At 72.0% G+C, this 25672-nt stretch carries 25 protein-coding genes; 10 read left to right on the plus strand and 15 right to left on the minus strand.

The window, feature by feature from the left end; genetic code table 11:
* Positions 1-6 precede the first annotated feature (6 nt).
* The 4 genes from HHX40_RS03330 to HHX40_RS03345 form a co-directional block, all read right to left on the minus strand.
* The gene (locus tag HHX40_RS03330; RefSeq protein WP_182879341.1) at positions 7-774 is read right to left on the minus strand and encodes an SCO6745 family protein; all 768 of its coding nucleotides are present in this window, start codon (positions 772-774) and stop codon (positions 7-9) included.
* A gap of 72 nt (positions 775-846) precedes the next feature.
* Positions 847-1659, minus strand: a complete 813-nt coding sequence (gene dapF / locus HHX40_RS03335) for a diaminopimelate epimerase (RefSeq protein ID WP_182879342.1) — start codon at positions 1657-1659, stop codon at positions 847-849.
* A 9-nt stretch (positions 1660-1668) separates the two neighbouring features.
* Positions 1669-2580 carry a tRNA (adenosine(37)-N6)-dimethylallyltransferase MiaA gene (miaA, locus tag HHX40_RS03340; protein ID WP_182879343.1) on the minus strand — a complete coding sequence of 304 codons (912 nt, stop codon included), beginning with the start codon at positions 2578-2580 and terminating at the stop codon, positions 1669-1671.
* 28 nt (positions 2581-2608) lie between these two features.
* Positions 2609-3142, minus strand: a complete 534-nt coding sequence (locus HHX40_RS03345; protein ID WP_182879344.1) for a methylated-DNA--[protein]-cysteine S-methyltransferase — start codon at positions 3140-3142, stop codon at positions 2609-2611.
* Between the two features lie 60 nt (positions 3143-3202).
* Between HHX40_RS03345 and HHX40_RS03350 the strand changes: the two genes are divergently transcribed.
* Positions 3203-3910, plus strand: a complete 708-nt coding sequence (locus HHX40_RS03350) for a class III extradiol dioxygenase subunit B-like domain-containing protein (RefSeq protein WP_182879345.1) — start codon at positions 3203-3205, stop codon at positions 3908-3910.
* A 4-nt stretch (positions 3911-3914) separates the two neighbouring features.
* Here HHX40_RS03350 and HHX40_RS03355 read toward each other — a convergent pair whose 3' ends face one another.
* Positions 3915-4853 (minus strand): ribonuclease Z, encoded by a 939-nt coding sequence (locus HHX40_RS03355; protein ID WP_182879346.1) that lies wholly within the window; start codon positions 4851-4853, stop codon positions 3915-3917.
* Between the two features lie 1252 nt (positions 4854-6105).
* Positions 6106-7641, minus strand: a complete 1536-nt coding sequence (gene miaB, locus HHX40_RS03360) for a tRNA (N6-isopentenyl adenosine(37)-C2)-methylthiotransferase MiaB (RefSeq protein WP_182879347.1) — start codon at positions 7639-7641, stop codon at positions 6106-6108.
* A 211-nt stretch (positions 7642-7852) separates the two neighbouring features.
* Between miaB and HHX40_RS03365 the strand changes: the two genes are divergently transcribed.
* The 3 genes from HHX40_RS03365 to HHX40_RS03375 all read left to right on the plus strand — a co-directional run bounded on the left by HHX40_RS03365 (position 7853) and on the right by HHX40_RS03375 (position 12273).
* Positions 7853-9268 carry a sensor histidine kinase gene (locus HHX40_RS03365; RefSeq protein ID WP_182879348.1) on the plus strand — a complete coding sequence of 472 codons (1416 nt, stop codon included), beginning with the start codon at positions 7853-7855 and terminating at the stop codon, positions 9266-9268.
* Positions 9269-9497: 229 nt separating this feature from the next.
* Positions 9498-11663: a sensor histidine kinase gene (locus HHX40_RS37530; protein ID WP_182879349.1), complete on the plus strand. Its 2166-nt coding sequence runs from the start codon at positions 9498-9500 to the stop codon at positions 11661-11663.
* Positions 11635-12273 carry a response regulator transcription factor gene (locus tag HHX40_RS03375; RefSeq protein WP_117409349.1) on the plus strand — a complete coding sequence of 213 codons (639 nt, stop codon included), beginning with the start codon at positions 11635-11637 and terminating at the stop codon, positions 12271-12273. The genes HHX40_RS37530 and HHX40_RS03375 overlap by 29 nt, the downstream gene beginning before the upstream one ends.
* Before the next feature lie 34 nt (positions 12274-12307).
* On the opposite strand, the gene HHX40_RS03380 is transcribed toward HHX40_RS03375, so the two are convergent.
* Positions 12308-12952 carry a hypothetical protein gene (locus HHX40_RS03380; protein WP_182879350.1) on the minus strand — a complete coding sequence of 215 codons (645 nt, stop codon included), beginning with the start codon at positions 12950-12952 and terminating at the stop codon, positions 12308-12310.
* A gap of 175 nt (positions 12953-13127) precedes the next feature.
* On the opposite strand from HHX40_RS03380, the gene HHX40_RS03385 reads away from it, so the two are divergent.
* From HHX40_RS03385 to HHX40_RS03405, 5 genes are all read left to right on the plus strand, one after another.
* Entirely contained in the window at positions 13128-13883 is a 756-nt protein-coding gene (locus HHX40_RS03385; protein ID WP_182879351.1) for an amino acid ABC transporter ATP-binding protein, read from the plus strand.
* 38 nt (positions 13884-13921) lie between these two features.
* A complete protein-coding gene (locus HHX40_RS03390; RefSeq protein WP_117409366.1) occupies positions 13922-14761 on the plus strand; it encodes a glutamate ABC transporter substrate-binding protein in 840 nt (279 codons plus the stop codon).
* Positions 14762-14794: 33 nt separating this feature from the next.
* The gene (locus tag HHX40_RS03395) at positions 14795-15463 is read left to right on the plus strand and encodes an amino acid ABC transporter permease (RefSeq protein ID WP_117409352.1); all 669 of its coding nucleotides are present in this window, start codon (positions 14795-14797) and stop codon (positions 15461-15463) included.
* Positions 15460-16335 (plus strand): amino acid ABC transporter permease, encoded by an 876-nt coding sequence (locus HHX40_RS03400; RefSeq protein WP_182879352.1) that lies wholly within the window; start codon positions 15460-15462, stop codon positions 16333-16335. Before HHX40_RS03395 ends, HHX40_RS03400 begins: the two co-directional genes overlap by 4 nt.
* A 77-nt stretch (positions 16336-16412) precedes the next feature.
* Positions 16413-17150, plus strand: coding sequence for a transporter substrate-binding domain-containing protein (locus HHX40_RS03405; RefSeq protein ID WP_182879353.1), 738 nt, complete (start codon positions 16413-16415; stop codon positions 17148-17150).
* 29 nt (positions 17151-17179) lie between these two features.
* On the opposite strand, the gene HHX40_RS03410 is transcribed toward HHX40_RS03405, so the two are convergent.
* From HHX40_RS03410 to recA, 4 genes are all read right to left on the minus strand, one after another.
* Positions 17180-17860 carry a DUF305 domain-containing protein gene (locus HHX40_RS03410; protein WP_182879354.1) on the minus strand — a complete coding sequence of 227 codons (681 nt, stop codon included), beginning with the start codon at positions 17858-17860 and terminating at the stop codon, positions 17180-17182.
* 144 nt (positions 17861-18004) lie between these two features.
* Positions 18005-19630: a ribonuclease Y gene (gene rny / locus HHX40_RS03415; RefSeq protein WP_182879355.1), complete on the minus strand. Its 1626-nt coding sequence runs from the start codon at positions 19628-19630 to the stop codon at positions 18005-18007.
* 289 nt (positions 19631-19919) lie between these two features.
* Positions 19920-20981 carry a recombination regulator RecX gene (gene recX / locus HHX40_RS03420; RefSeq protein WP_182879356.1) on the minus strand — a complete coding sequence of 354 codons (1062 nt, stop codon included), beginning with the start codon at positions 20979-20981 and terminating at the stop codon, positions 19920-19922.
* A gap of 8 nt (positions 20982-20989) precedes the next feature.
* Entirely contained in the window at positions 20990-22123 is a 1134-nt protein-coding gene (gene recA / locus HHX40_RS03425; protein ID WP_182874788.1) for a recombinase RecA, read from the minus strand.
* A gap of 330 nt (positions 22124-22453) precedes the next feature.
* Here recA and HHX40_RS03430 point away from each other — a divergent pair, with 330 nt between their 5' ends.
* A complete protein-coding gene (locus HHX40_RS03430; RefSeq protein ID WP_182879357.1) occupies positions 22454-22729 on the plus strand; it encodes a hypothetical protein in 276 nt (91 codons plus the stop codon).
* A 58-nt stretch (positions 22730-22787) separates the two neighbouring features.
* On the opposite strand, the gene HHX40_RS03435 is transcribed toward HHX40_RS03430, so the two are convergent.
* The 4 genes from HHX40_RS03435 to HHX40_RS03450 are packed head-to-tail and all read right to left on the minus strand — an operon-like array spanning position 22788 to position 25507.
* The gene (locus tag HHX40_RS03435) at positions 22788-23873 is read right to left on the minus strand and encodes an ABC transporter permease (protein WP_182879358.1); all 1086 of its coding nucleotides are present in this window, start codon (positions 23871-23873) and stop codon (positions 22788-22790) included.
* Positions 23870-24748, minus strand: coding sequence for an ABC transporter ATP-binding protein (locus HHX40_RS03440; protein ID WP_182879359.1), 879 nt, complete (start codon positions 24746-24748; stop codon positions 23870-23872). Before HHX40_RS03440 ends, HHX40_RS03435 begins: the two co-directional genes overlap by 4 nt.
* On the minus strand, positions 24741-25049 hold the full coding sequence (locus HHX40_RS03445; protein ID WP_117409362.1) for a winged helix-turn-helix domain-containing protein: 309 nt from the start codon (positions 25047-25049) through the stop codon (positions 24741-24743). Before HHX40_RS03445 ends, HHX40_RS03440 begins: the two co-directional genes overlap by 8 nt.
* Positions 25046-25507: a hypothetical protein gene (locus tag HHX40_RS03450; protein WP_182879360.1), complete on the minus strand. Its 462-nt coding sequence runs from the start codon at positions 25505-25507 to the stop codon at positions 25046-25048. The genes HHX40_RS03445 and HHX40_RS03450 overlap by 4 nt, the downstream gene beginning before the upstream one ends.
* Between the last annotated feature and the right edge of the window lie 165 nt (positions 25508-25672).

Here is a 25672-nt window from a genome sequence, read left to right on the forward strand (position 1 = left end):
TCCGCCTCAGCGGGTGAGAGCCACCTGGGAGGCCTCGCCGAGCAGCCCGGTGAGCTCGGCCAGCTCCGCGGGGCCGAGCACGGAGAAGGCGCGGGCGAGCAGGTCGTCGGTGAGCTCCTCCGCCCTGGCCCTGCGCTCGGCCGCCTCCGGCGAGGGCTCCGGGTACGGCCCGGGCCACCCGAGGAACCGGGCGAAGCCGGCCGTGCTGTCGTACGAGACGGGCGCCCCGACGCCGTCCCCGCCGACGAGCGTGGCGTCCAGCGGGCCCACGCCGCAGGTCACCACGGCCACCGCGTGCAGGGCGCCGCGCAGTTCCCGTACGACGTGGAGCAGGTGGGCCGTCAGGGCCGGCCCGCCGTCCGGGCGGGGCATGGCCCGCCACCCGGCGAACAGCGGCGCGCAGAAGGGGCCGGACCGGTCGGCGACGACGGCGAGGAGCCCCGACAGCCGGTCGGCGTCCCGCAGCCCGGCGAGCCTGCGCCGCCCCCAGTCGTGGCAGGCGGAGGCGTAGAGCGCGGCGGCCTCCTCGGCCGGGAGCTTGCGCCCGCCCTCCCACGACTCGCGGACGTGTCCGGCGTGGAAGAAGACGACCGCGGCGACCACGACGTCCGCGTCCACCTCGCCGAGGACCCCGCACCTGCCCCGGAAGTACATCTCACGGCCGCCGAGACCGTGCCGCTCGCACAGTGCCTTGACCTCTCGCGAGAGCATGAAGCCCCCGCCGAGACGCCCGATCGCCGCCTTCGTCCGCACCACCGCGTCACGCGGATCCATCCACCCTCCCAGGTTCGGATCTGAGACTCAGAGTGAAGGATCAGAACAACCTTCCGCAAGCGTCCGGGACGATCAGAGGGCGGCCGGCCACTCGCCCGAGGCGACGAGGACGGCGGGGCCGGCCAGGTGGCTCGTGTCCTCGGTGAGCGTGACGGTCACCGTGCCGCCGAGCACCCGGACCTCCCAGGTCCCGGTCGTCTCGCCGGCCGCGCGGGCGGCCGCGACGGCCGTCGCGACGGCGCCGGTGCCGCACGAGCGCGTCTCCCCCGACCCCCGCTCGTGCACGCGCATGGACACCGTACGGCCGCCCACGGCGTTGAAGAGCTCGACGTTGACGCCCTCCGGGTAGACCTCCCGGTCGAACTCGGGCTCCCGGCCGAGGTCGAGCCCCGACACCGGCTCCTCGACCAGGCACGCGAGGTGGGGGTTGCCCATGTTCACGTTGACGCCGCGATACTCGCGCCCGCCGACGACCGCGCGGCTCTCCCCCAGCACCCGGGGCCTGCCCATGTCGGTGGAGACGTCGCCCGACACGCCGAGCCGTACGCGCTTCACCCCTCCGCGCGTCGCGACGGCGAACTCGCCGGGCGCCGCGAGGCCCGCGTCCACCAGGTAGCGGGCGAAGACCCGGAGGCCGTTGCCGCACATCTCGGCGATGCTGCCGTCGGCGTTGCGGTAGTCCATGAACCACTCGGCCTCATCGGACTGCTCGGCCGTCTCCGGGCACAGCTTGGCGCGGACGACACGCAGCACACCGTCCGCCCCGATGCCCGTACGCCGGTGGCACAGCGCCGCGACCTGCGGGGCGGTCAGGTCGAGCCGTGCGTCCGGGTCCGGCAGGATGACGAAGTCGTTCTCGGTGCCGTGTCCCTTCACAAACCGCATGCGGTGAGTCTACGAGGCTCCGGTGATCGCGCCGATCGCGCGGTCGGCCAGGCCGGGCGCGTCGAACGGCAGCCAGACCACCCGCGGGTCGCGGCGGAACCACGACTCCTGCCGCCGGGCGAACCTGCGGGTGGCGCGCACCGTCTCCGCCCGCGCCTGCTCCTCGGTCCACTCCCCGGCGAGGAACCGCAGCACCTGCGCGTATCCGAGCGCCCGCCCGGCCGTCCTGCCCTCCGCCAGGCCGCGCCCGGCGAGCTCGCGCACCTCGTCCACCAGCCCGGCCTCCCACATGCGGGCGACCCGGAGCTCGATCCGCTCGTCCAGGACCGGCCGCGGCACCTCGACGCCTATCTGCACGCTGTCGTAGACCGCGTCGTACGACGGCATGGTCGCGGAGAACGGCCGCCCGGACAGCTCGATGACCTCCAGCGCGCGGACGATCCTGCGGCCGTTGCTCGGCAGGATGTTCTCGGCGGCCACCGGATCGAGGCTCTTCAGCCGGTCGTAGAGGGGCGCCGGACCGGTCTCGGCGAGTTCCTTCTCCAGCCGGTCCCGCGCGTCCGGGTCCGTGCCGGGAAACTCCAGGTCGTCGAGGACGGCCCGCACGTAGAGCCCCGACCCGCCGGCCAGGACGGGCACCCTGCCGCGCGAGCGCAGGTCATCGACCAGCGGCCGGGCGAGCCGCTGGTATTCGGCCACGCTGGCCGTCCGGGTCACCGGCCAGATGTCCAGCAGATGGTGCGGCACCCCACGCCGTTCCTGGAGCGACAGCTTCGCGGTGCCGATGTCCATGCCCTCGTAAAGCTGCATGGAGTCGGTGTTGATCACTTCGCCGCCCAGGCGGAGCGCGAGCTCGACGGCCAGGTCGGACTTGCCCGCCGCGGTGGCGCCCACGACGGCGATCACAGGTAGCTGCCCCACACCCTCCAGTGTCCCAGGGACGGGGAGGTCACAGGTCCCAGTCGAGGGTGGGCGGCAGATGGCCTTCGAGGGTCAGCAGCCACCGCTTGGACTCCACGCCGTCGCCGCCGCTGAACCCGCCGAGGCCGTTGCTCGCCACGACCCGGTGACACGGCACGATGATCGGGATCGCGTTGCCGCCCATGATCGAGCCGATGGCCCGGGCCGGCACCCCCGTGCCGCTGCGCGCCGCCAGTTCGCCGTACGTCACCACCTCGCCGTACGGGACGGTGGCGTGCAGCGTGCCGAGGACCTGCCGCTGGAGGGGCGACATGAGCCGCCAGTCGACCGGGGCCCGGAACTCCTTCAGCTCGCCCCGGAAGTACGCCGCCAGCTCCTCGCGGACGGCGGCCGTACGGTCCGGGTCGTCGGCGGCCGGCATGCCGAGGCGGGCGGAGATGCGCGCCCTGACCCGGCCGCCGTCCCGGAAGTCCGTGGCGGCGACCCCGTCCGCGGTGACGGCGGCGAGCACGTCGCCCAGCCGGGTCGGGACGGTGGCGAACGCGACCGTGCTGCTGTCCATACGTCCATTCTGCCCATACGTCCAATCTGTGGGGGCCGGCGAGCCGGGTAGGGTGATCGGGTGCTGGTCGCCGCGGCCGTCTGCCCGCATCCTCCGCTGCTCGTCCCGCAGGTCGCCGGGGCCGCCGCGGCCGAACTCGACCGGTTGCGCGCCGCCTGCGCCGAGGCGGTCCGGTCCCTCGTCGAAGCCGGTCCGGACGTGCTCGTGGTGACCGGCGGCGACGGCTCCCCGGCGTCCTTTCCCGGCGACGCCGCCGGGTCGCTGCGCCCCTGGGGGCCCGACGTCAGGGTCGGCCCGGCGGGCGGGGAACCGGTGCTGCCGCTGTCGCTCACGATCGGCCGCTGGCTGCTGGAGAACACCGCCGGCGCTCCCGAGAGGCGGTTGCCGCTGCGGTTCGAGGCGGTCGCCGCCGACGCGCCGACGGCCGAGTGCGCCGCGCTGGGCCGCCGCCTGGCCGATTCGGCGGGACGGGTCGCGCTGCTGGTCATGGGGGACGGCTCGGCCCGGCGCGTGGAGAAGTCGCCCGGCTACGTGCATCCGGACGCCGTGCCGTACGACGACCTGCTCGCCGCGGCGCTCGGGGCCGGCGACTCCGGCGCGCTCCTGGCGCTGGACCCGGCCCGGGCCGCGGAGTTGTGGGTGGCCGGCCGGGCCGCCTTCCAGGTCCTGGCCGGTGCGGCGCACGGCGCGCCGCCGCCCGCCGCCGAACTGCTGCGCGAGGACGCGCCGTACGGCGTGGGCTACTTCGTGGCCCGCTGGCTCTGGTGAGCGGTCAGCCGCCCGCCTCGGCGCTCCGCCTGGGCACCGGCACCCGCATGAGGTCGCGGGCCGTGACCACCTCGCCCGAGTAGGTCTTGCGCACCTCGTCCACGAACCTGGGCTCGTCGGCCGTCGTGTACCGCTCGGAGAAGTGGGTGAGCACCAGGCGGCGCACCCCGCCCGCCGCCGCGATCCGCCCGGCCTGCTCCGCCGTCAGGTGCCCGTACTGCGCGGCCATCGCGCTCTCGCCGGACAGGAACGTCGACTCGATCACCAGCAGGTCGACGCCCTCGGCCAGGGCGAACGCGCCGTCGCAGAGGCGGGTGTCCATCACGAAGGCGGCGCTCTGGCCCGGCCGGGGCGCGCTGCAGTCCTCCAGCGTGACCACCGACCCGTCGGGGAGGGCCAGCGAGCCGCGCCGCTGAAGCTCTCCGATCATCGGCCCGCGCACGCCGCGCCTGGCCAGCTCGCCGGGGATCATGCGCCGCCCGCCCGGCTCGTCCACGCGGTAGCCGTACGACTGGACGGGGTGCGACAGCGGGCGCGCGGTCAGCGTCACCGGCCCCGACGGCCACCGCGTCAGGTCGCCGGAGACCGGCCGGGGAGTGATCACGTCCGTGTCCGCGAAGGCCGACGCGTTGCGCAGCCTGCGCCAGTACGTCTCGCCGCTCGCGGGGTAGGCCGCCCGCACCTCGTGGGCCACCTTGTCCCTGGCGATCCGCTGGACGACGCCGGGCACCCCCAGGCAGTGGTCTCCGTGGAAGTGGGTGACGCAGATCCAGGTGACGTCATGGGCGCTCACCCCGGCGTGCAGCATCTGCCGCTGCGTGCCCTCTCCCGGGTCGAACAGGAACCCCTCGCCGTCCCAGCGCAGCAGGTAGCCGTTGTGGTTGCGGTGGCGCGTGGGCACGGCGCTGGAGGTGCCGAGGACGACGAGTTCACGTACGGACACACCGCCGATGCTAGGTCGTGTCCGGCGAATCAAGCCCTGCTCGCGGCGGGCAGCATTTACCAGACACTCGCTAGGCCGGGACCAGACCCCCGGAGGACACCCCCGGAGATCGTTCCGGAGGGCGAAGTGCGCCGCCAGAGCCCGCCGCATATCTTGGATATTTGCCGAATTGCGCTGGAAATGGCGCATCTGGAGTTCCCGGAAATCGGGGGAACCGGCGCTGAATTCCGTACGGCGTGGGCAGACTGAGGAGTCGAAACCGACACACCGCCACATGAAAGAAAACGACCTTGCCGGAAAACTCCCCCACCCCACGGCATCGGCGTGGCGGTAACACCGTTCTCGCTCTGACGGGCGCGCTCGGTGTGACCGCGATCGCCGGACTCGGCGTCGTCCTGGCCGTCCTGCCCGGTCAGGACCCGGTGGCGTCCTCCGCCGCCCGTTCGGCCGCCGCAGGCCAGCGCTTCGGACGAGAAGGGCCTCTCGGCTCCGCGGCACCGGGCCTCCCCGCCGCCGGCCCTTTCTTCTCGCAGTCCTGGAATACGCCGTCATCCGTATCCGCGGACATCTCATCGGATGCCACCTCGGAGCGGCCGGAAACGGCCTCGGAAAGCGCGCCGGGAGTTTCCGGCGAAGCCGCGGAAGAAGAGGGAGGCGGGGCGACCGGAGACGGCACGGCGGAGCGACAGCCGGAGGCGGCTGAGCGGGGGCTGCTGCCCCTACTGCCCCCTGGCCACGAGACCGGTTCGCCGGGATCGTTCGGGCGGGTCGTCCGGGCGGACGGCCCCTCCGGCCCGCCTCTGTCCGCCGCACGCCCCGGCGGGAGCGGCTCCAGCGGCACGGCGGGCCGTACGGGGACGAGAGACCAGGAGCGGCGGCGATCCGCGCGGACCGCTTCGCCCGGAAGCGCGAAGCCGGTCACGCACAAGCCGGTCGCCCCGGGCTCCACCGGCCGGGATACCGCCGCTCGTGGCTCTGGCGCGGGCGACGCGACGCTCCGGAACCCGGCGACCGGAGCCGCCACACCCGCCGGGAACGCGGCGGGCCGGGACACGGGCACGGGGACCTCTGCGGCGTCCCAAGCCGAGGCGGCCGGCGTGGCGCGCACCCGGATCCAGGACCCCTGCCTGCGGTTCCACGATCTGCGACGCGCCTACTGCTACGAGGTCCTGCGCCGCCTCTCCCGATGACCGCGTGCGGCTCGCCCATGCGGGCCGCCCTCGCGGATCAGATCGACCCGGTCGGTCGTGGTTCAGACGGCCGAGCAGGCGGACGGCTGCGCGGGCAGCGGAGCCGGGCGGCCGATGGTCGGCATGCCCAGACTGACCGCGCCGCCCTGCGGCGGCGCCGCCTGCCGGGCCTCCCAGGCGTCGCCCGCGCGGGTCCGCCGTACCGACAGCACCTTGTCGGCGACCAGGTGGTGCGGCGCGGCGTAGGTCACCTCGACGGTGACCATGTCGCCGGGGCGCGCGTCGACGGCGGCACCGGTGGCGGCATCGGTGGCGGCGAGGTGGACGAGACGGTTGTCGGCCGCACGGCCGGACAGGCGGTGCGTGGCGTCGTCCTTGCGGCCCTCGCCCTCGGCGACCAGCACTTCGAGGGTGCGCCCGACCTGTGTCCTGTTCTCCGCCCAGGAGATCTCCTCCTGGAGCGCCACCAGGCGTTCGTACCTCTCCTGCACGACGGCCTTGGGCACCTGGTCCTCCATCGTCGCGGCGGGGGTGCCGGGGCGGATGGAGTACTGGAACGTGAAGGCGTTGGCGAAGCGCGACTGCCGCACGACGTCGAGGGTCTGCTGGAAGTCCTCCTCGGTCTCGCCGGGGAAGCCCACGATGATGTCGGTCGAGATCGCGGCGTCCGGCATCGCGGCGCGCACCCGCTCGATGATCCCGAGGTAGCGCTCGGACCGGTACGACCGGCGCATGGCCTTGAGGACCCGGTCGGAGCCGGACTGCAGCGGCATGTGCAGCTGGTGCATCACGTTGGGCGTCTCGGCCATCGAGGCGATCACGTCGTCGGTGAAGGCGGCCGGATGCGGCGAGGTGAAGCGGACCCGCTCCAGACCCTCGACGTCCCCGCAGGCCCGCAGCAGCTTGCCGAACGCCAGCCGGTCGCCGAACTCCACGCCGTAGGTGTTGACGTTCTGCCCCAGCAGCGTGATCTCCAGGACGCCCTGGTCCACGAGGGTCCGCACCTCGTTGAGGACGTCGCCGGGACGGCGGTCCCTCTCCTTGCCGCGCAACGACGGCACGATGCAGAACGTGCAGGTGTTGTTGCACCCGACCGAGATCGCCACCCAGGCCGCGTACGCCGACTCACGGCGGCTCGGCAGCGTGGAGGGGAACGTCTCCAGCGACTCCCTGATCTCGACCTGGGCCTCTTCGGCGATCCGGGCCCGCTCCAGCAGCACCGGCAGCGAGCCGATGTTGTGGGTGCCGAAGACGACGTCCACCCAGGGGGCGCGGCGGACGATCTCGCCCTGGTCCTTCTGCGCCAGGCACCCGCCGACCGCGATCTGCATGCCCTCGCGGGCCATCTTGATCGGCCGCAGGTGCCCCAGGTTGCCGTAGAGCCGGTTGTCGGCGTTCTCGCGTACGGCGCAGGTGTTGAACACCACGACGTCCGGCGTCTGCCCCTCGGCGGCCCGGACGTATCCCGCGTCCTCCAGCAGCCCGGAGAGCCGCTCGGAGTCGTGCACGTTCATCTGGCAGCCGTAGGTCCGCACCTCGTAGGTCCGGGTCGCGCCCTCGGCGTCCGGTGTGGTCGCAGTCTGTGTGGTCGCACTCATCGCACTACAAGGGTAGGCGCTTCCCCGCCCCCGCCGGACCCGAACATCGCGCGCTCGGGCGGGTGCGGACCCGCCTGACATGACCAGGGCTCGCATCCGCCATTACCCAGGCTTGTGAAAAGTGCAAATGTCCTTTTATTGAGTGATTCATGCCTGTGTGGTGCCCTTTTGTAGGCATAGACCACGCTTCCCACGGATTGGCCTTGACCCGATGTCGAACTGGAACCGATCATCCGTCCTCGTCCGCAGGACGGCCGGTTACTCCGCCGTCGCGGCACTGCTCTGCACCGGGGTCAGCGTGCTCTTCCTCGTCTTCGTCGGCGGCAAGGACGCCGACGCGGTCCGGGATCGCGTCACCGGGGCGTGGGACCGAGCGGTGCCCCTCATCAGGCAGGGATACCTCCCCGCCGAGCTGCCGGCGGGCAGGGACCTCGCGATCCAGGTCCTGGACGCCCGGCACCAGGTCGTCTCGTCGACGCCGCAGCTCGCGGGCAGGCCCCCGATGGCCACCTTCCACGCGACCAGCGCGAGCGTGCACGCCGAACGGGTGCTGTGCCCTCCGGCCGGGCTGAAGGGCTGCATGACCGTCTTCTCGTTCAAGGTCTATCAGCCGGACGGGCCCTGGCTCCTCTACGTGGCGGTGCCCACGGTCCCCTGGTACGGGAGCACCGAGGCGCTCTCCTTCGCGATCGGCATGTCCCTGCTGACGACCGCGATCACGGCCGCCGGGACGTTCTACGTCGCCAGGAGGGACATGAGCGCGGTGGACGCCATCCGCACGGAACTCGCGGAGATCACCGCCACCCATCTCCACCGCCGGGTTCCTGTGGCGCACAACCACCAGGAGGAGATCAAGCTCCTGGCCGGAACGGTGAACGACACCCTGGACCGGCTCGAAGGCGCCTACAAGCAACTGCGGCAGTTCACCTCGGACGCCTCTCACGACCTGCGCAGCCCTCTCACGGCCATGCGGGCCCAACTCGAAGAGGCCCTCATGCATCCGCACGACATCGACTGGCCGAAGACGGCCACGGCGGTGCTCGCCGGTGTGGACCGGCTTCAGGCGATCGTGACCGACCTGCTGACCCTGGCCAGGCTGGACGCCCGCGCCCCCCTCGACCTCCGTCCGACCGACCTCGGCCGGCTGGTCCACGGCGAACTGGAGCGCCGCACCTACCGAGTGGAGATCGTGAGAGACCTTCAGCGGAACGTCTTCGTCGACTGCGACCGGCTGCGGGTCACCCGGCTCCTGGTGAACCTGCTCGACAACGCCGCACGGCACGCCGCCTCGCAGATCACCGTCAGCGTGCGGGCCGACGGGCCGACGGCGACGCTGGAGGTCCTCGACGACGGCGCCGGAATCGCACCGGAGGACCGGGAAAGGGTCTTCGACCGCTTCACCCGGCTGGAGGCCTCACGCCACCGGGACTCAGGGGGGACCGGGCTGGGACTGGCGATCGCACGGGAGATCGCGGAAGCGCATCAGGGCACCTTGACCATCCAGGACAGCGAACGGGGAGCCCGGTTCGTCCTGCGCCTCCCCGTCCGGGAAGCGCCACAGGTCGCGGGCCGAAGCGAGCATCACGCCGGCCACGCCGATTTTCGCAATCTCCCGGTCCCGCGATGAGCCGCTTCCCGGAACCGCGACGCCCCGCGATGAGCCGGACGGCGACGCCGTCCGGCAACGGCTTCCGGCGTCGTAGGACGTCCTGGGACAATGTCCTATTCGTCCGGGCATATCGGTCGCTAGCCTGAGCCAAATCCAGTGGTCGCGCCGGAGGCGCGCGAAGGCCGGGCGTGCGCCGGAGGCGCGCGGAGGCGGGGCGTGCGCCGGAGGCACGCGAAGGAGGCGGGCGGTGCGGCGTACGGCGTGGGCGGTCTGCGCGCTGAGCCTGCTCCTGGTCGCCGCGGCCCTGGTGCTGGGCCACCGGAACGGCGCCGGGCTGTTCCCCCAGAACCACCTCCTCTCCGTCGCCGTCTGCGCGGTGGTCGGCGGCCTGATAGCCGCCGCCCGTCCGGGCAACGCCGTCGGATGGCTCATGGCGGCCTGCGGGCTGTGCTTCGCGCTGCTGGACGCGACCGGGCACTACGCGCTGGCCGGGCTGCCGCTCGCGGGCCCGATGGCCTGGCCGCAGACGTGGCTGTGGGTCCCCGCCAACCTGTCGGTCGCCGCCGTGCCGGCGTTCTTCCCGTCGGGACGGCCGTCGTCGCCCGGGTGGCGGGCGGCCCTGTGGGTGCTCGCCGCGGTCGCCGCCGTGATGACCGCGGTCAGCGCCCTCCTGCCCGGCCCGAGCCACCAGATCGGCTGGGGCACGCCGCTGCCCAACCCCCTCGCGGTGCCCGCGCTCGCCGCCGTCGCCCCGTTCGTCGAGCCGCTGACGACCGCGCTCATGGGCGCGCTGTTCCTCGCGGGCGCGGGCGATCTCGTCCGGCGGGCCCGGCGCGGCGACGCCGGCGAACGGGCCCAGCTCAAGTGGCTCGCGTACGCCGCCGGGCTCGCCGGGCTGATCGTCGCGGGCCGGCTGGCCGCGGGGCTCACCGACGGCGACCCGCGCTCCATCTGGCCCGTCACCAGCGCGTTCTGGGAGGTCATGGGGACGTTCGCGGCCTGCCTGCTGCCGGCCGCCGCGGCGGTCGCGGTGCTGCGGCACGGCCTGTTCGACATCGACCTCGTGATCAACCGCACGCTCGTCTACGTGCTGCTGTCGGCGTGTGTCTTCGGCGGCTACGTGCTCGTGGTCACCTATCTCGGCGCGGTGTTCCGCGCGGCCGGCGGGCTGCCGGTCTCGGTGGCCGCCGCCGGGGTGGTCGCCGTCGTCTTCGCACCGCTGCGCGAGCGGCTGCAACGCGCCGTCAACCTCGTGATGTACGGCAGGCGGGACGATCCGTACGCGGCACTGGCCCTGCTGGGCAGGCGTCTGGAGGAGGCTGCGGAGCCGGGTGCGGTGCTCGCCGCGGCGGCCCGGTCGGTGGCGGAGGCGCTGCGCCTGCCGCACGTCGCGGTCGAGGTCGCCGGCGGTCCGACCCACGCCTACGGCGTGCCCTCCCCCGGCACCGTACGGCTGCCGCTCGCGCACCGGGGCGAGCCGGTGGGCGACCTGGTCCTCTCTCCGCGCCCGGGCGAGAGCGGGCTCGGCGGGAGGGACCGCCGGGTCCTCGCCGACCTCGCCCGGCAGACCGGGATCGCCGTGCACGCCGTGCGGCTGTCGGCCGACCTGCAGCGCTCACGCGAACGGCTCGTGGCGGCGCGTGAGGAGGAACGGCGACGGCTGCGGCGCGACCTGCACGACGGCCTCGGGCCGACCCTGGCCGCGCTGACCATGCGGGCGGAGGCCGTGCAGGACATGGTGGACGATCCGGACGCCCTGGCGATGCTCGAAGAGATCATGACGGACGCCCGCACGGCGATGGCCGACGTACGGACGCTGGTGGAGGGACTGCGGCCGCCGGCCCTCGACACGCTGGGCCTGGCCGGGGCGATCAGGTCGCACGCGGCCCGGCTGCCCGGCGCCGAGGTCGGCGTCGAGATCGACGGGACCCTCCCGGCGCTGCCCGCCGCCGTGGAGGTGGCGGCGTACCGGATCGCGGCCGAGGCGCTGGCGAACGCGCGCCGCCACGCCGGGGCCGGGCGGGTGCGCGTACGGCTCGGCATGGCGGGCGGGGACCACCCGGGCGTGCTCGAAGTGGAGGTGGCCGACGAGGGCGGTGAGCCGCACGCGGTGGACGCCGGCGACCCGGCGTCCGCCCGGTCCGGGGTCGGCACGGCGTCGATGCGCGAGCGGGCGGCCGAGTTGGGCGGCACCTGCGACATCGGCCCGCGGCCCGGGGGCGGGACGCGGGTGCTGGCCCGCCTCCCGGTCCAGAACGTCACCCGTGACACCGTCCCCGGCACGGCGCGGGACACAGCCGGGAACACGACCCGGGACATCGCGTCGGACACGGCGCGGGACACGATGCCGGACACGGTCCGGGAGTCGGGACGGGAGGCGGGCGATGGAGCCGATCCGCGTGCTGCTGGTTGACGACCACGCGGCCTTCCGGGCGGGGCTCCGCGCGCTCCTGCGGCCGGTGGAGGAGACGGAGGTCGCCGACGAGGCGGCCAGCGGCGAGCAGGCCCTCGCCCTCCTTCCCCGCGTGCAGCCCGACGTCGTGCTGATGGACCTCGCCATGCCCGGCATGGGCGGGGTGGCCGCGACCGAGCGGATCACCAGGGACCACCCGCACGTGCGGGTCCTCGTGCTCAGCATGGCGGACGACGACGACGCGGTCTTCGCGGCGGTGCGCGCGGGTGCGCGCGGGTACGTGCTCAAGGGCGCGCGGCGGGCCGAGCTCGTACGGGCGATCCGGGCCGTGGCCGAGGGCGAGGCGATCTTCGGCCCCGCCCTCGCCGGACGGCTCATGGGCTACTTCTCCGGCCTCGGCAGGACGCCCGAGCCCAGCTTCCCCGAGCTCACCCCGCGTGAGCGGGAGATCCTGGGCCTGGTCGCCGGCCACCTGACGAACGTCCAGATCGCGGCCCGGCTCGGGCTGAGCCAGAAGACCGTCCGCAACCACGTGTCCAGCGTCTTCGCGAAGCTGCGCGTGGCCGACCGGGCCGAGGCGATCATGCGGGCCAGGGAGTCGGGCCTCTGACGGCTTCCCCGCAGGGCTCCTCGGGGGCGGGCGCTCAGGCGGCCCGCCAGTCCTCGACGGGCATGCGCAGGACCTTCAGGGCGACCGTGCCGAAGGCGGCGAGGTGGAACAGGGACCCGATGGCCTGGACGGCCGGCGGCTGCCCGAGCGTGAGGAACGGCCCGCAGATCCCCACGAGCGCCGCCACCGGGACCCACCACGGCGCGCGCCGCACCGCCGCCAGGCCCGTCAGGAGCACCAGCAGGCCCACGTGGGTGAGGAAGCCCGGCAGGAGGACGCCGTACACGAAGCCGCCGAGCGCGCCCGCCACCTCGGTCACCCGGGCGGCCGGGGCGTCCGGAAGGCTGAGCGCCAGCGCCAGGTCGTAGAAGTCGGTCATGAACAGGCAGGCGGCGGTGACCGCGCCGGTCAGGCCGACCGCCGCGCCGATGTTGCCGGTGCGCGGCGCGCGGTGGCGCAGCAGATGGGCGAGCCCGAGGACCACCGGGACCAGGCAGACGGTCGCCCACTGGAACAGCAGCGCGCTGGTCTGCACCTGTACGGGGCTCGCGCGGAACACGGCGGGGTCGTGCTCGGTGCCCGGCGGCGAGGTCACGAAGGCCAGGCCGAGCAGGACGGGCCACACCAGCATGGCCGCCGCCGCGACGGTCTTCCTGAACAGATCCGGATTTTTCAGCATCTGCGCTCCTATGCGATAAGAGGATCGGCAGGAGCCAACCGGGACCGTGTCCCGGGCCGCATGGGGCGGACCGTCCGGACAAACCGGGAGTGATGTCCTGAGCAGCCGGGATGTGATCTATTCGGTACCGGCCCGTTAGTGACGGCGCGACGTTGACGCCCCTACGTTGTTGACCATGACGGAGATCAGTGGTTCCGATCCGCTTGTCAGGCTGGAGGGAGTCAACAAGCACTTCGGTCCCCTGCACGTGCTCAAGGACATCGACCTGAGCGTGGCCCGGGGCGAGGTGGTCGTCGTCATCGGCCCGTCCGGCAGCGGCAAGTCCACGCTGTGCCGGGTGCTCAACCGGCTGGAGACCATCGACTCCGGAAGCATCGTGTTCGACGGGCGGGAACTGCCCGCGGAGGGCAGGGCGCTGGCCCGGCTGCGCTCCGAGGTCGGGATGGTGTTCCAGTCCTTCAACCTCTTCGCCCACAAGACGATCCTGGAGAACGTCACGCTCGGCCCGACCAGGGTGCGGAAGATCCCCCGGCAGCAGGCCGAGCAGCGGGGCATGGAACTGCTCGAACGGGTCGGCATCGCCTCGCAGGCGGCGAAGTATCCCGCCCAGCTGTCCGGCGGCCAGCAGCAGCGGACGGCCATCGCCCGCGCGCTGGCCATGGACCCCAAGATGATTCTTTTCGACGAGCCCACCTCGGCCCTCGACCCGGAGATGGTCCAGGAGGTGCTCGACGTGATGGTCGGCCTGGCCAGGGACGGCATGACGATGATGGTCGTCACCCACGAGATGGGCTTCGCCCGCCGGGCGGCCAACCGCATCGTGTTCATGGCCGACGGCCAGATCGTCGAGGAGGGGTCGCCCTCGGAGTTCTTCACCAAGCCGAGCACCGAGCGCGCCCGCGACTTCCTCTCCAAGATCCTCACGCACTGATCCCAGCTCACGACATGCTCCACAAGAAGCGAAAGGTGATGCGGATGCGATTCGCAGCCGGCTTGCTCGCGCTCGCCGCCCTGGCCACCGGCCTGACGGCCTGCGGCGGTTCGGGGGCGAGCTCGATCGTCGACAAGGCGAAGGACGACAAGAAGCTCGTGATCGGCGTCAAGATCGACCAGCCGGGCTGGGGACTGAAGAAGCCCGACGGCGGCTACGCCGGGTTCGACGTCGACGTGGCGAAGTACGTCGCCAAGGAACTCGGCGTGCCGGAGAGCGGCATCACGTTCAAGGAGGCCCAGTCGGCCAACCGCGAGCCGTTCATCCAGCAGGGCCAGGTCGACATGGTCATCGCGACCTACTCGATCACCGACGAGCGGAAGAAGAAGATCTCCTTCGCCGGGCCGTACCTCGTCACCGGGCAGGACATCCTCGTCCGCGCCGACGACACCTCGATCACCGGGGTCGAGTCGCTCAAGGACAAGAAGGTCTGCGGCGCGCAGGGATCGTCGTCGCCGAAGCGGCTCGCGGAGAAGTTCGGCCCCGACTGGGAGTCCAAGAACCTCACCCAGCAGCAGGGCTACGGCGCCTGCCTGCCGCTGCTGGAGAACAAGCAGGTCGACGCCATCTCCACCGACGCCACGATCCTGGCCGGGTTCGCTGCCCAGTTCCCCGGCAAGTTCAAGCTGATCGGCCAGCCGTTCAGCGAGGAGAGGTACGGCATCGGCCTCAAGCTGGACGACAAGGCCGGCCGCGACGCGATCAACAACGCCATCGAGAAGTTCTTCAAGGACGGAAGCTGGCGCAAGGCCATCGACACGAACCTCGGCGAGTTCGGCAAGTACTTCACGACGCCGCCGTCCGTCGACCGGTACTAGGACACCGACAGCGGCACTGGAAGGAGGCCGGCGGTGGAGGCCGTGGTCGACGAGCTTCCCGTCATCCTCGGCGCGTTCTGGCTGACGGTGAAGCTCACGGTGGTCAGCGGGCTGATCTCGCTGGTCTGGGGGATCGCGCTGGCCGCCATGCGGGTGAGCCCGCTGCCGGTGCTGCGAGGGGCGGGCGCGCTGTACGTCAACGTGCTGCGCAACACGCCCCTCACACTGATCATCGTGTTCTGCGGCCTCGGCCTGGGCACGGTGATGGACGTCCAGTTCTCCGACGACCTGTCGCTCAACAGCTTCTGGCTGTCGATCATCGGGTTGTCGGCGTACACCTCCGCCTTCGTCTGCGAGGTCGTACGGGCCGGGATCAACACCGTGCCCCTCGGCCAGGCGGAGGCGGCCCGCGCGATCGGCCTGACGTTCCTGCAGACGCTCCGCCTGGTGATCCTCCCCCAGGCGGTGCGCACGGTCATCGCGCCCCTCGGGAGCCTGCTGAACGCGCTGGTCAAGAACACGACGGTCGCCGCGGCGATCGGCGTCATGGAGGCCGCGCTGCGGATGAAGAACCTGTTCGACGCCCACGGAGACGCGATCATTCCCATCTTCCTCGGCTTCGCCGCCGGGTTCGTCGTGCTGACCCTCCCCCTGAACCTGCTGTCCGGCCGGCTGGCGCGGCGCCTGGCGGTGGTCCGATGACCGAGCGCGGCGCCACCGTCCTCTACGACGTCCCGGGCCCGCGCGCCCGCCTGCGCAACAACGCGCTCACCCTCGGGTTCGGCGTCGTCCTGCTGCTGGTCGCGTACTTCGTCTGGACGAAGTTCGACGAGAAGGGCCAGTGGAAGGGCGAGCTGTGGCAGCCGTTCCTCCGGGCCGACACCTGGACCGAGCTGATCCTGCCCGGACTGCTGAACACGCTGGTCGCCGCCGCGCTCGCCGCGGTACTCGCGCTGCTGTTCGGGGCCGTGTTCGGCATCGCCCGCCTGTCGGACCACCGCTGGGTGCGGATCCCGGCCGCGGTGGTCGTCGAGGCCTTCCGCGCGGTCCCGGTGCTCATGCTGATCTTCTTCGCGCAGTACGGCGGGAGCCTGGCCGGGCTGGTCGTGACCGAGTTCACGGCCGTGGTCTTCGGTCTCACGGTCTACAACGGGTCGGTCCTGGCCGAGATCGTCCGTGCGGGCATCCTGGCGGTGCCGCGCGGCCAGGCCGAGGCGGGCTACGCGATCGGCCTGCGCAAGAACCAGGTGATGCGGCTGATCCTGCTGCCGCAGGCGGTCACCGCGATGATGCCCGCCATCGTGAGCCAGCTCGTGGTGCTGCTCAAGGACACCGCGCTCGGGTTCGTCGTGGCGTACGCCGACCTGCTCAACGCGGGCGCCCGCGTCGTGCCGGCCAACTACGCCAACCTGATCCCGTCGGTCATCGTCATCGCGGCGGTCTACATCGCGATCAACCTGGCGCTCGGCTATCTCGCCGCCTGGCTGGAACGGCGCAGCCGGCGCAGCAGGAAGGTCACGGCCGATCCGGCCGCCGCCGAACAGGCGGGCGGCGAGGTCGCCTTCGTCCGCTGAGCCCACGCTCCCGGGTCAAGGGAGTTTTGCCGTGTCGCTGCTGGCGGCGGCGCGTACGCGACCTCGATATTGAGCGCGTGTGGCGTGGCCTCGCCGTGATCGGCGTCCTGGCGGCCGGATGCCTCGCGGGGTGCGGGGGCGACGGCAGGCTGGTGATCGGCGTGCGCCCGGGGCAGCCGGGGCTGGTCACCCGGATGCCCGACGGGCACTTCGGCGGCTTCGACGTCGAGGTCGCGCACTACGTGGCCCGGGCCCTGGGCTACCGCGACGACCAGATCGTCTACACGGCCGGCACGGCAGACGCGGACCTCGTCGTCGGTGTCACCGGCCCGGCGGGCTCCCGGCCGATCGCCGGACCGTACCTCGTCACCAGCACCGACGTCCTCGTCCGGGCCGACGATCTGTCGATCAGACGGCCCCGCGACCTGGCCCGCAAGCGGGTCTGCGCCACCCGGGAGTCCGCCGCGCCGCTCGTGGCGAGGTTCGGCGACCGCTGGCGGCGGTTCTTCCTCGCCGAGGCGAACCTGCCCGCCGCCTGCGCGCCGCTGCTCGCCCGTGGCGGCACCGACGCCATCGTGGCCGACGCGCCCGTGCTCGCCGGGCTGTCGGCGCGGTATCCCGGCAGGTTCCGGTTCAGCGGCAGGCCGCTGTCCACCGAGAAGTACGGCATCGCCACCAGCACGGCCGCCCTACGCGACCAGGTGAACGACGCGCTGCGCCGGATGTTCGAGGACGGCAGCTGGAACCGGGCCGTCATCGACCAGCTCGGCGTCCTCGCCACCCGCTACACCACGCCCCCGTCCCTGGACCGGTGACGGTGCGATCGGCGGCCGTACGCCGCCGGCTATCCCTTCAGCTGCGCGAGGAGGGTGCGCATGCGGTCGACCTCGATGCGCTGATCCCCGTCGACGTGGGTGACGAACTGGTTGATCTCCGATTCGCCGCCTCCCCCGTCGCCGAAGAGCCGCTCGACCATCGTCAGCGCGCCCATGTGATGCTGGATCATGTCCTCGTAGAAGAGCCGGTCGAACCGCGCCCCCTTGGCCTGCTCCAGCTCGGCGAACTGCGCGTCGGTGAGCATGCCCGGCATGGGCTCCCCGCCGCCGTGGTCGTGCCCGGCGCCGGAGCCCACGCTGGGCACCTGCTGGAGCCGGGCCCTGAGCCAGCGCACCATCTGGTCGATCTCGTCCTGCTGAGAGATCTCGATCCGCTTCGCGAACCGGGGAAGGTCCTTGCTCTCACTACGGCCGGCGACGAGCGCGGTCATGCGCAGGGCCTGGGAGTGATGCCGGATCATCCCCTGCATGAACCGCACGTCGGCGTCGGTGTACTCCTGGCCCTCGGAGCGCGGCACCTCGCCGGCCGGCAGGACCTTGCTGCCCTGGCCCGGCGCGCCCGGCTGCACGATGTTCACCGCGGGAGTCCGGGAGGCACTGGGGGCCTCCGTCTCCGCCGTACAGGCGCTGATCGAGGTGGCCGCCAGCGCGAGCACGAGGAGCCCCCGGTACGGGGTGGAGGAGATCATGACCGTACGCTCGCTTGCTTCGGGAGGCTGGGGGAACACCGGCGAAACCGGAGGATACGTAGGGGTATAGCACATTCGCCCCATATCCGGTTAGTGCCCACCAAAGGCCGCGCCGACGGTGCTTCCCCGCCGCAGCGGCCGGGGTTATCGGGCGAACTCGGTGGCGCGGGACTCGCGGACCACGGTGATGCGGATCTGACCGGGGTAGGTCAGTTCCTCCTCGACCTGCTTGGCGACGTCCCGGGCGATCACCTGGGCCTGGATGTCGTCGACGTTGTCGGGCCGGACCATGACGCGGATCTCCCGGCCCGCCTGCATGGCGAACACCTTGTCCACCCCGTCGTACGACTGGGCGATCTCCTCCAGGCGCTCCAGCCGCTTCACGTACGCCTCAAGGGACTCGCGCCGGGCGCCCGGGCGGCTGCCACTGATCGCGTCGGCGGCCTGGGTGAGGACGGCCTCGACGGTCCTGACCTCCACCTCGTTGTGGTGCGCCTCGATGGCGTGGACGACGTCCTCGTGCTCGCCGTACCGGCGGGCGATCTCCGCGCCGATCATCGCGTGGCTGCCCTCGACCTCGTGCGTGAGCGCCTTGCCGATGTCGTGCAGGAGAGCGCACCGCTTGACGAGGTCGCGGTCGAGCCGCAGCTCGGCGGCCATGATCCCGGCGATGTGCGCCGACTCGATCAGGTGCTTGAGCACGTTCTGGCCGTAGGAGGTGCGGTAGCGCAACTGCCCGAGCAGGGTGACCAGCTCGGGGTGCATCTCGGTGATGCCCAGCTCGACCAGGGCGTCCTCTCCCGCGCGTACGCACAGGTCGCGCACCTCGGCCTTGCTGCGCTCGTGGGCCTCCTCGATGCGCTGGGGATGGATGCGCCCGTCGAGCACGAGCTTCTCCAACGTCAGCCTGGCCGTTTCCCGGCGAACCGGGTCGAAGCACGACAGAAGCACCGCTTCGGGCGTGTCGTCGATGATCAGATTGACGCCGGTGGTGGACTCGAAGGCCCGGATGTTGCGGCCCTCGCGGCCGATGATCCGGCCCTTCATCTCGTCGCCGGGGAGGTGGAGGACGCTCACGACCGACTCGGCCGTCTGCTCGGTGGCGACCCGCTGCACGGCGAGGGTCACGATCTTGCAGGCGCGCTTCTCGCCCTCCTTGCGGGCCTCACTCTCGATCTCCCGGACGATCAGGGCCGCCTCGCGCTTGGCCTGGTTCTCGATCTCCTTGACCAGCTCGGCCTTGGCCTGATCGGCCGTCAGGCCCGCGACCCGCTCCAGGATCTCCTTGCGCCGCTCGGCCACCCGCTCCAGGTCCTCGCGGCGGTCGGCCAGCTCCGTCTCGGTCTCGGCCAGCTTGCGGGCCCGCTCGGCCTGCCTGCGCGCCTCCTCGTCGAGCCGCTGCTCACGCTCGGCCAGCCGGTTCTCCCGCCGCTCCAGGTCGGAGCGCAGCTCCTTGAGCTCGGTCTTGAGGAGGCGCGCCTCCTCCTCGACCTCCTTGCGCGTGAGCGCCGCGCTCTCGGCGAGCGACTCGGACTTCTGGAGGATCTCCCCCGCGTCCCGCTCCGCCTTCGTACGGATCTCCTCGGCCTCCCGCCGGGCCCGTTCGAGCTCCTCGTTGACCTCGGCCTTGACCTCGGCGAGCTGCTCGGGTGAGGGACCGGACGGCGCGGCGACTCCGGCGGTGCGGCGTACGACTATGACAAGGGCGGCGATCATCACGAGAGCCAGCAGCACCACCGCAACCGCAAGAACGATCACGATCGTGTCCATGCGCGCTCACCCCTATCGCCTCACGACAACCTCATGGCAGGGGTCACACGCGCGCAGCACGGCAAGGCCCGGTGGCGTCACCAGGACAAATATCGTCACATCGCCCGGACACCCCGAAGGGTGGCCGATATGGCCCGAAGGCCGGCCAAAGTCCTCGTCCGTCGTGGTTCACCGTTATGGCAATCCGCGCTGCGCGGAGTAACTCCTCACTGCGGTCGAGATTAAGCGTCAGAGAGGTAACGAGCAAGCAAAGATGCCCTGTCAAGCGACTTTTGCATGGTGCTATAGCTCACTCGAAGCTGTCGGGAAGCCCATCGGAGGGTATGCCCTCGGCCTCGATCGCCTCCCGGACGATGCGGAACGCCAGGCCGGGTGAGTAGCCCTTGCGGGCCAGCATGCCGACCAGCCGCCGCATGCGCGCCTGCGGCTCCACCCCGCGCGTACCGGCCAGTTTGCGTTCCACCAGCCTGCGCGCGGTCTCGGTCTCCTCGTCGGGATCGAGCCGCTCCAGGGCGTCCTCGACCGTCTCCTCGGCGACGCCGCGCCGCCGCAGTTCCTGCGCCAGCGCGCGCCGGGCCAGGCCGCGTCCGGCGTGCCGGGAGGTCACCCACGCGGCGGCGAACGCCTCGTCGTCGATGAGCCCGACCTCGGAGAACCGCTCCAGCACGGCGTTCGCCGCCTCCTCGGGCACGTCCCGCTTGCGCAGGGCGTCCGCGAGCTGGGCCCGGGTCCTGGGCGCCATCGTCAGCAGCCGCAGGCAGATGGCCCTGGCCACCGCCTCGGGGTCGGCCGGCGGCCCCTCACTCGCCGCGCTGCCCTCCCGCGGCCCGTCCGGCAGCCACCCGCCGGACCGCTCACGCCGCTCGCCCCGCGCCCTCCGGCCTCGGCGAGTTCCCTGGCCTCCGCGCGCTTCTCGCCCTCCCAGCGCTTCCCGGTCCCCGGGCATTTGCCGATCCGGCGCTTCCGGGTCAGGCGCTTCCCAGGCTCCCTGATCTGCCCGTGCTTCCCAGCCTTCCGGCGCTCGCCGGTTCTCCCGCCTCCTGCCGCGCCCCTGACGGCGACGCCCGGACCCGGCGGCCCGGCCCGCGCCGTCCCGCTCCGTGCCGTCCTGGTCCCAGAGGTCGAACCCACCAGAGCCGGCGGCGCCGTCAGCGTCGCCGGAGCTGTCAGTCCTGCCGGAGCCGTCCGGGGCTCGCCGTTCACGCCTGCGGATCTGCGCCCGCAGAGCGGCGATCGTCGCGGACGCGTCGTCGGCCGGACCGGCCGGCTCCTCGACCGGCCCCCAGGGTCCCGAGTTCCAGTCCCCCGGCCCGAACTCGTCGTCCGGGCCGGAGGGCTCGTCGCGCCTCATGCCTGCGCTCAGACGTCACCCGGCTTGGGCGCGGCGGCCGCCTTGCTGCCCCGGCCCGACGCGGACGCGGACGCGGTCGCTCGGCCCGACGTGGCCGCGGGCGCGGCGGCGGCCGGAGCGGCGGGAGTCTCGTTCGGCGTGTCGAGCCGGGGCCCGACCCCCAGCTTCTCCTTGATCTTCTTCTCGATCTCGTTGGCGATGTCGGGGTTGTTCTTCAGGAAGTTGCGGGCGTTCTCCTTGCCCTGCCCGAGCTGGTCGCCCTCGTACGTGTACCAGGCGCCCGCCTTACGCACGAACCCGTGCTCGACGCCCATGTCGATCAGACCACCCTCGCGGGAGATGCCCATGCCGTAGAGGATGTCGAAGTCGGCCTGGCGGAACGGCGGGGCCATCTTGTTCTTGACGACCTTCACCCGGGTCCGGTTGCCGACCGGCTCGGTGCCGTCCTTGAGCGTCTCGATCCGGCGCACGTCCAGCCGCACCGACGCGTAGAACTTCAGCGCCTTGCCACCCGTGGTGGTCTCGGGGCTTCCGAACATCACGCCGATCTTCTCGCGGAGCTGGTTGATGAAGATGGCGGTCGTCCGGGTCTGGTTCAGGGCGCCGGCGATCTTGCGCAGCGCCTGCGACATGAGGCGGGCCTGGAGACCGACGTGGCTGTCGCCCATCTCGCCCTCGATCTCCGCCTTGGGCACGAGGGCCGCCACGGAGTCGATCACGATGATGTCGACGGCGCCTGAGCGGATCAGCATGTCGGCGATCTCGAGGGCCTGCTCACCGGTGTCCGGCTGGGAGACGAGCAGCGCGTCGACGTCGACCCCCAGCTTCTTCGCGTACTCGGGGTCGAGGGCGTGCTCGGCGTCGATGAAGGCGGCGATGCCGCCGCCCTTCTGGGCGTTGGCCACGGCGTGCAGGGCGACCGTCGTCTTACCGGAGGACTCCGGACCGTACACCTCCACGATCCGGCCCCGGGGGAAGCCGCCGATGCCGAGAGCCACGTCGAGAGCGATGGCGCCGGTGGGGATGACCTCGATCGGGGCACGCGCGTCGTCTCCGAGACGCATGACGCTGCCCTTGCCGAACTGCCGCTCGATTTGCGCGAGGGCGGTCTCAAGGGCCTTCTCGCGGTCGTTGATTGCCATTGGGTGCCCCCTGGAGGGTGGTCGTCTGCTCGGTCACCGAAAAGCTACGGGGTGCGACCGACAATTTCCTGAGCTTCCCGCACACCGCCCGGAGGGCGGGTACGGCGGTCCGCCGCGTCCGGGCGCCGCGCGCGGCGCGCACCCCGTGGGCGACCAGACCAATATAGCCGAACGACTGTTCGATCACATGAGGAACCGCCGCCGGTGTCGCGAAACCGGCCGGAGTTCCCGGCGGCGTTACATTCCCGGGCGTTACCCGTTCATGGTTGTCGTCCCGTTGACCTGCGACGATCCTTGTAACAAAGCTGGATCTCCCGCGAAGGGGGCCTCGTGACGGGCACCGGCGACTTTGGCAGGCAGCGCCTGGCCTACCTGGAGGCACTCGCCGCCCGGCTCCCCGGCTACGGCCTCGCCGCCCGGCTGATCGGCGGGGACACCCCCGTCCTCTCCGTCTGGCACCCGGAGACCGGCAGGCAGACGATCGTCTTCGCGATCCCCTCCGGGGAGGGCTGGACGTTCCTGTGGGCACCGGGCGGACAGGAGAGCGCCGACGATCCCGGCCGCGCGGCCGAGACGATCCACTCGACGCTCACCCGGCCGCTCTGACCCGCCGGGACCTCGCCGGGATCCCGCCGGAAACCGCCGAGCCCGGTCCCGTACGCGGTCAGCGCAGGACTTCGCCCAGCCTGACCCGGGCGCCCGTACGGAGCACCGCGCGCTGGTACACCCGGGAGGCGAACAGCAGCACGCCCACGACCGCCACGATCATGAGCGCCACGGCGATGAGAATCTCTCCCAGGGGGACGCCGGTGGCCGCCGTCCGCACGGGCATGACCATGGAGGAGAACGGCGGCACGAGCGACAGGACGCGCGCGACCGCGCCGGTCGGCTGGACGGCGGCGAAGTAGGCCGTCACGTAGGTCAGCATCATGAGCGTGGTCATCGGCGTCAGCACCGTGTTCAGCTCCTCCTGCCTCGACACCAGCGAGCCGAAGGTGGCGGCGAGCACGGCGAAGAACGCGTAGCCCAGCACGAACCAGACCAGCGCGCTGACGACGATCCCGCCCATTCCCGGCGGCAGGTCGGCCGCGAAGCCGGTCGCGGCCGACGCGGCCAGCCCGGCGGCGACGACCACGGCGAGGTTGACCAGCCCCAGGACGCCCAGCCCGACGATCTTGCCGCCCAGCAGCTGCCACGGGCGCACCGAGGTCAGCAGGATCTCCACGATCCGGCTGCCCTTCTCCTCCACCACGCCCATCGCGACGTACATCGAGGAGTAGATGAACAGGAAGAACAGCACCATCACGAGCAGCGTGGCGATGCCGGTGCGCACACCCTGGTACCGCGCGTCGGCGCCGACCGACTCCACCCGCAGCGGCGTGACCGTGACCCCGGCCGCCCTGATCTGCTCGTCCCGGTGGACGCTTTCGAGGATCAGCCCCAGCCGCTGGTCGAGCTCGCCGTTCGCGATGACCCTGTCACCGCCGATCAGGGCCGCGTCGACGTCTCCGCCGATCACCGCCTTCCGCGCGGCCGCCTCGTCCGGATACCGCGAGTAGGAGAGCTGGGTGACGGGCGCGGGGGCCGGGCCCACCACACCGACGTCGAAGATGCCGTCGCCGCCGAGCACCTTCGGCAGGAACGCCAGCGCGGCCACCAGGATCGCACTGATCGCCAAGCTGATCAGGAAGGACTTCGTCCGGATCCGCGTGCGGACCTCCCGCTGGGCCACCAGCAACAGCCCGTTCATGCCACCGCCTCCCTGAAGATCTCGGTGAGGGTCGGCTGCCGCCGCCCGAAGTGCTCGACCGTCCCCGCGCCCATCGCCGTACGGAGGACGGCCTGGTCGTCTCCCTCCTCGCAGAGCAGGACGTCGCGGTCGCCCTCGCGGGCGATCCTGCCGGGCAGGCCGTCGGCCCACCCGGGCGCGGCGTCCCGGACCACGACGCGCAGCACCCCGCGGCCCTCCCGCTCCCGGAGCTCGGCGACCGGGCCGTACGCGACCATCCGGCCCGCGGAGATGATGCCGACCGAGTCGCAGAGCCGTTCGACCAGGTCCAGCTGATGGCTGGAGAAGATGACCGGCACGCCCTCGGCGGCGCGGTCCTTGAGCACCTCCGCCAGCGCGTCGACCGCCAGCGGGTCGAGGCCGGAGAAGGGCTCGTCGAGGATCAGCACCGTCGGCTCGTGGACGAGCGCGACCGCGAGTTGCACGCGCTGCTGGTTGCCCAGCGACAGCGCCTCGACCGCGTCGTCGCGCCGCTCGACCAGGCCGAGCCGTTCGAGCAGGGCGTCCGTGGCGATGCGGGCGGCGGCCGGGGCGAGGCCGTGGAGCCGGCCGAAGTACTCGATCTGCTCGGCGACCTTCATCTTCTGGTAGAGGCCGCGTTCCTCCGGCATGTAGCCGAACCCGCGCCGATCGTCGTAACCCAGCAGACGCCCGTCGAGCCGCACCTCCCCGGAGTCGGCGCCGAGCACGCCCATCACGATGCGCATCGTCGTCGTCTTGCCCGCGCCGTTGGCGCCGACGAAGCCGAACATCTCGCCGGGCCGTACGGTGAAGCCGACCCCGTCGAGAGCGGTCTTGTCTCCGTAGCGTTTGCGCAGTCCGTCGATCTCAAGCACGGGGGGTTGCCTCCATGATTCGCCGGAGCACGTCCATGTAGTTCTCGAACGCCGCCCGTCCCCGCTCGGTCAGCGAGAGCCAGGTGCGCCCCCGCTTGCCGACGAAGGTCTTCTCCACGCGGACGTAGCCGGCCTCTTCGAGTGTGAGGACGTGCTTGCTGAGCAGTGAGTCGCTGACCTCGATCGTGTCGCGGAGGAAGCGGAAATCGGCCTTCTCGGCGGCGGCCAGCGCCGCCACGATCGACAGCCGCACCGGGGCGTGGATGATCTCGTCGAGCTCGTGACGCGGGTGCGCGGTCATCGGTCCCTCGTCAGCGGGGCCCCCGCAGGCGAGTCCCTCATCAGGAGGAGCCCGCCGTACACCAGGGGCAGCCCCGCGAGCACCGACAGCGCGAGCAGCACCACTGTCGATCCCACCGTGAGGGTGGGCGGCATCAGCCAGACGCCGTAGACGAACGGCAGCGGCATCGTCACCACGTACGCCGCCTCGACGGGCTTCCTGACCCGCTTCAGCAGCCGGTCGTGGACCCGCAGCCTGGCCCAGTACACGCAGAGTGCCACCGTCAGCGCGATCCACCCGAGCCCGCCGATCAACGGCCACACGCCGCCGCCGAGGAACATCACCGGCCAGTAGACCATCGTGGCCAGCCCCACGAGCAGGTACGCCCGCCCGGGGCCGCGAGCGGACCGCCTGACCTGCCGGTCCACCCGCCCGATCTCCCGGAGAGCCTCGTCGGGAGTGAAGTGATCTCCGCCCATGTGCTTCCTCCCCATTCATCCGATCAACACGATAGCAACCGCTCAACCAGCGTTCAAGTACTTGCCATAGGCGACTGAAACAGAGGCGGGGACCGCCGGGGACGGAACCCGCCCGGGAGAGTGGCGTGATCGCGAGGAGGAGGAGGAGGAGGAGGAGGCGGCGGC

It is taken from the genome of Microbispora sp. H10949, from assembly GCF_014161435.1.
Classification (GTDB): domain Bacteria; phylum Actinomycetota; class Actinomycetes; order Streptosporangiales; family Streptosporangiaceae; genus Microbispora; species Microbispora triticiradicis.

Excerpts from the sequence above, each read along its gene's own strand:
- HHX40_RS03330 (WP_182879341.1), bottom strand. The coding sequence starts at position 774 with ATGGATCCGCGTGACGCGGTGGTGCGGACGAAGGCGGCGATCGGGCGT.
- dapF (WP_182879342.1), bottom strand. The coding sequence starts at position 1,659 with ATGCGGTTTGTGAAGGGACACGGCACCGAGAACGACTTCGTCATCCTG.
- HHX40_RS03345 (WP_182879344.1), bottom strand. The coding sequence starts at position 3,142 with ATGGACAGCAGCACGGTCGCGTTCGCCACCGTCCCGACCCGGCTGGGC.
- miaB (WP_182879347.1), bottom strand. The coding sequence starts at position 7,641 with ATGAGTGCGACCACACAGACTGCGACCACACCGGACGCCGAGGGCGCG.
- HHX40_RS03365 (WP_182879348.1), top strand. The coding sequence starts at position 7,853 with ATGTCGAACTGGAACCGATCATCCGTCCTCGTCCGCAGGACGGCCGGT.
- HHX40_RS03375 (WP_117409349.1), top strand. The coding sequence starts at position 11,635 with ATGGAGCCGATCCGCGTGCTGCTGGTTGACGACCACGCGGCCTTCCGG.
- HHX40_RS03380 (WP_182879350.1), bottom strand. The coding sequence starts at position 12,952 with ATGCTGAAAAATCCGGATCTGTTCAGGAAGACCGTCGCGGCGGCGGCC.
- HHX40_RS03385 (WP_182879351.1), top strand. The coding sequence starts at position 13,128 with ATGACGGAGATCAGTGGTTCCGATCCGCTTGTCAGGCTGGAGGGAGTC.
- HHX40_RS03390 (WP_117409366.1), top strand. The coding sequence starts at position 13,922 with ATGCGGATGCGATTCGCAGCCGGCTTGCTCGCGCTCGCCGCCCTGGCC.
- HHX40_RS03400 (WP_182879352.1), top strand. The coding sequence starts at position 15,460 with ATGACCGAGCGCGGCGCCACCGTCCTCTACGACGTCCCGGGCCCGCGC.
- HHX40_RS03410 (WP_182879354.1), bottom strand. The coding sequence starts at position 17,860 with ATGATCTCCTCCACCCCGTACCGGGGGCTCCTCGTGCTCGCGCTGGCG.
- rny (WP_182879355.1), bottom strand. The coding sequence starts at position 19,630 with ATGGACACGATCGTGATCGTTCTTGCGGTTGCGGTGGTGCTGCTGGCT.
- recX (WP_182879356.1), bottom strand. The coding sequence starts at position 20,981 with ATGAGGCGCGACGAGCCCTCCGGCCCGGACGACGAGTTCGGGCCGGGG.
- recA (WP_182874788.1), bottom strand. The coding sequence starts at position 22,123 with ATGGCAATCAACGACCGCGAGAAGGCCCTTGAGACCGCCCTCGCGCAA.
- HHX40_RS03435 (WP_182879358.1), bottom strand. The coding sequence starts at position 23,873 with ATGAACGGGCTGTTGCTGGTGGCCCAGCGGGAGGTCCGCACGCGGATC.
- HHX40_RS03445 (WP_117409362.1), bottom strand. The coding sequence starts at position 25,049 with ATGACCGCGCACCCGCGTCACGAGCTCGACGAGATCATCCACGCCCCG.
- HHX40_RS03450 (WP_182879360.1), bottom strand. The coding sequence starts at position 25,507 with ATGGGCGGAGATCACTTCACTCCCGACGAGGCTCTCCGGGAGATCGGG.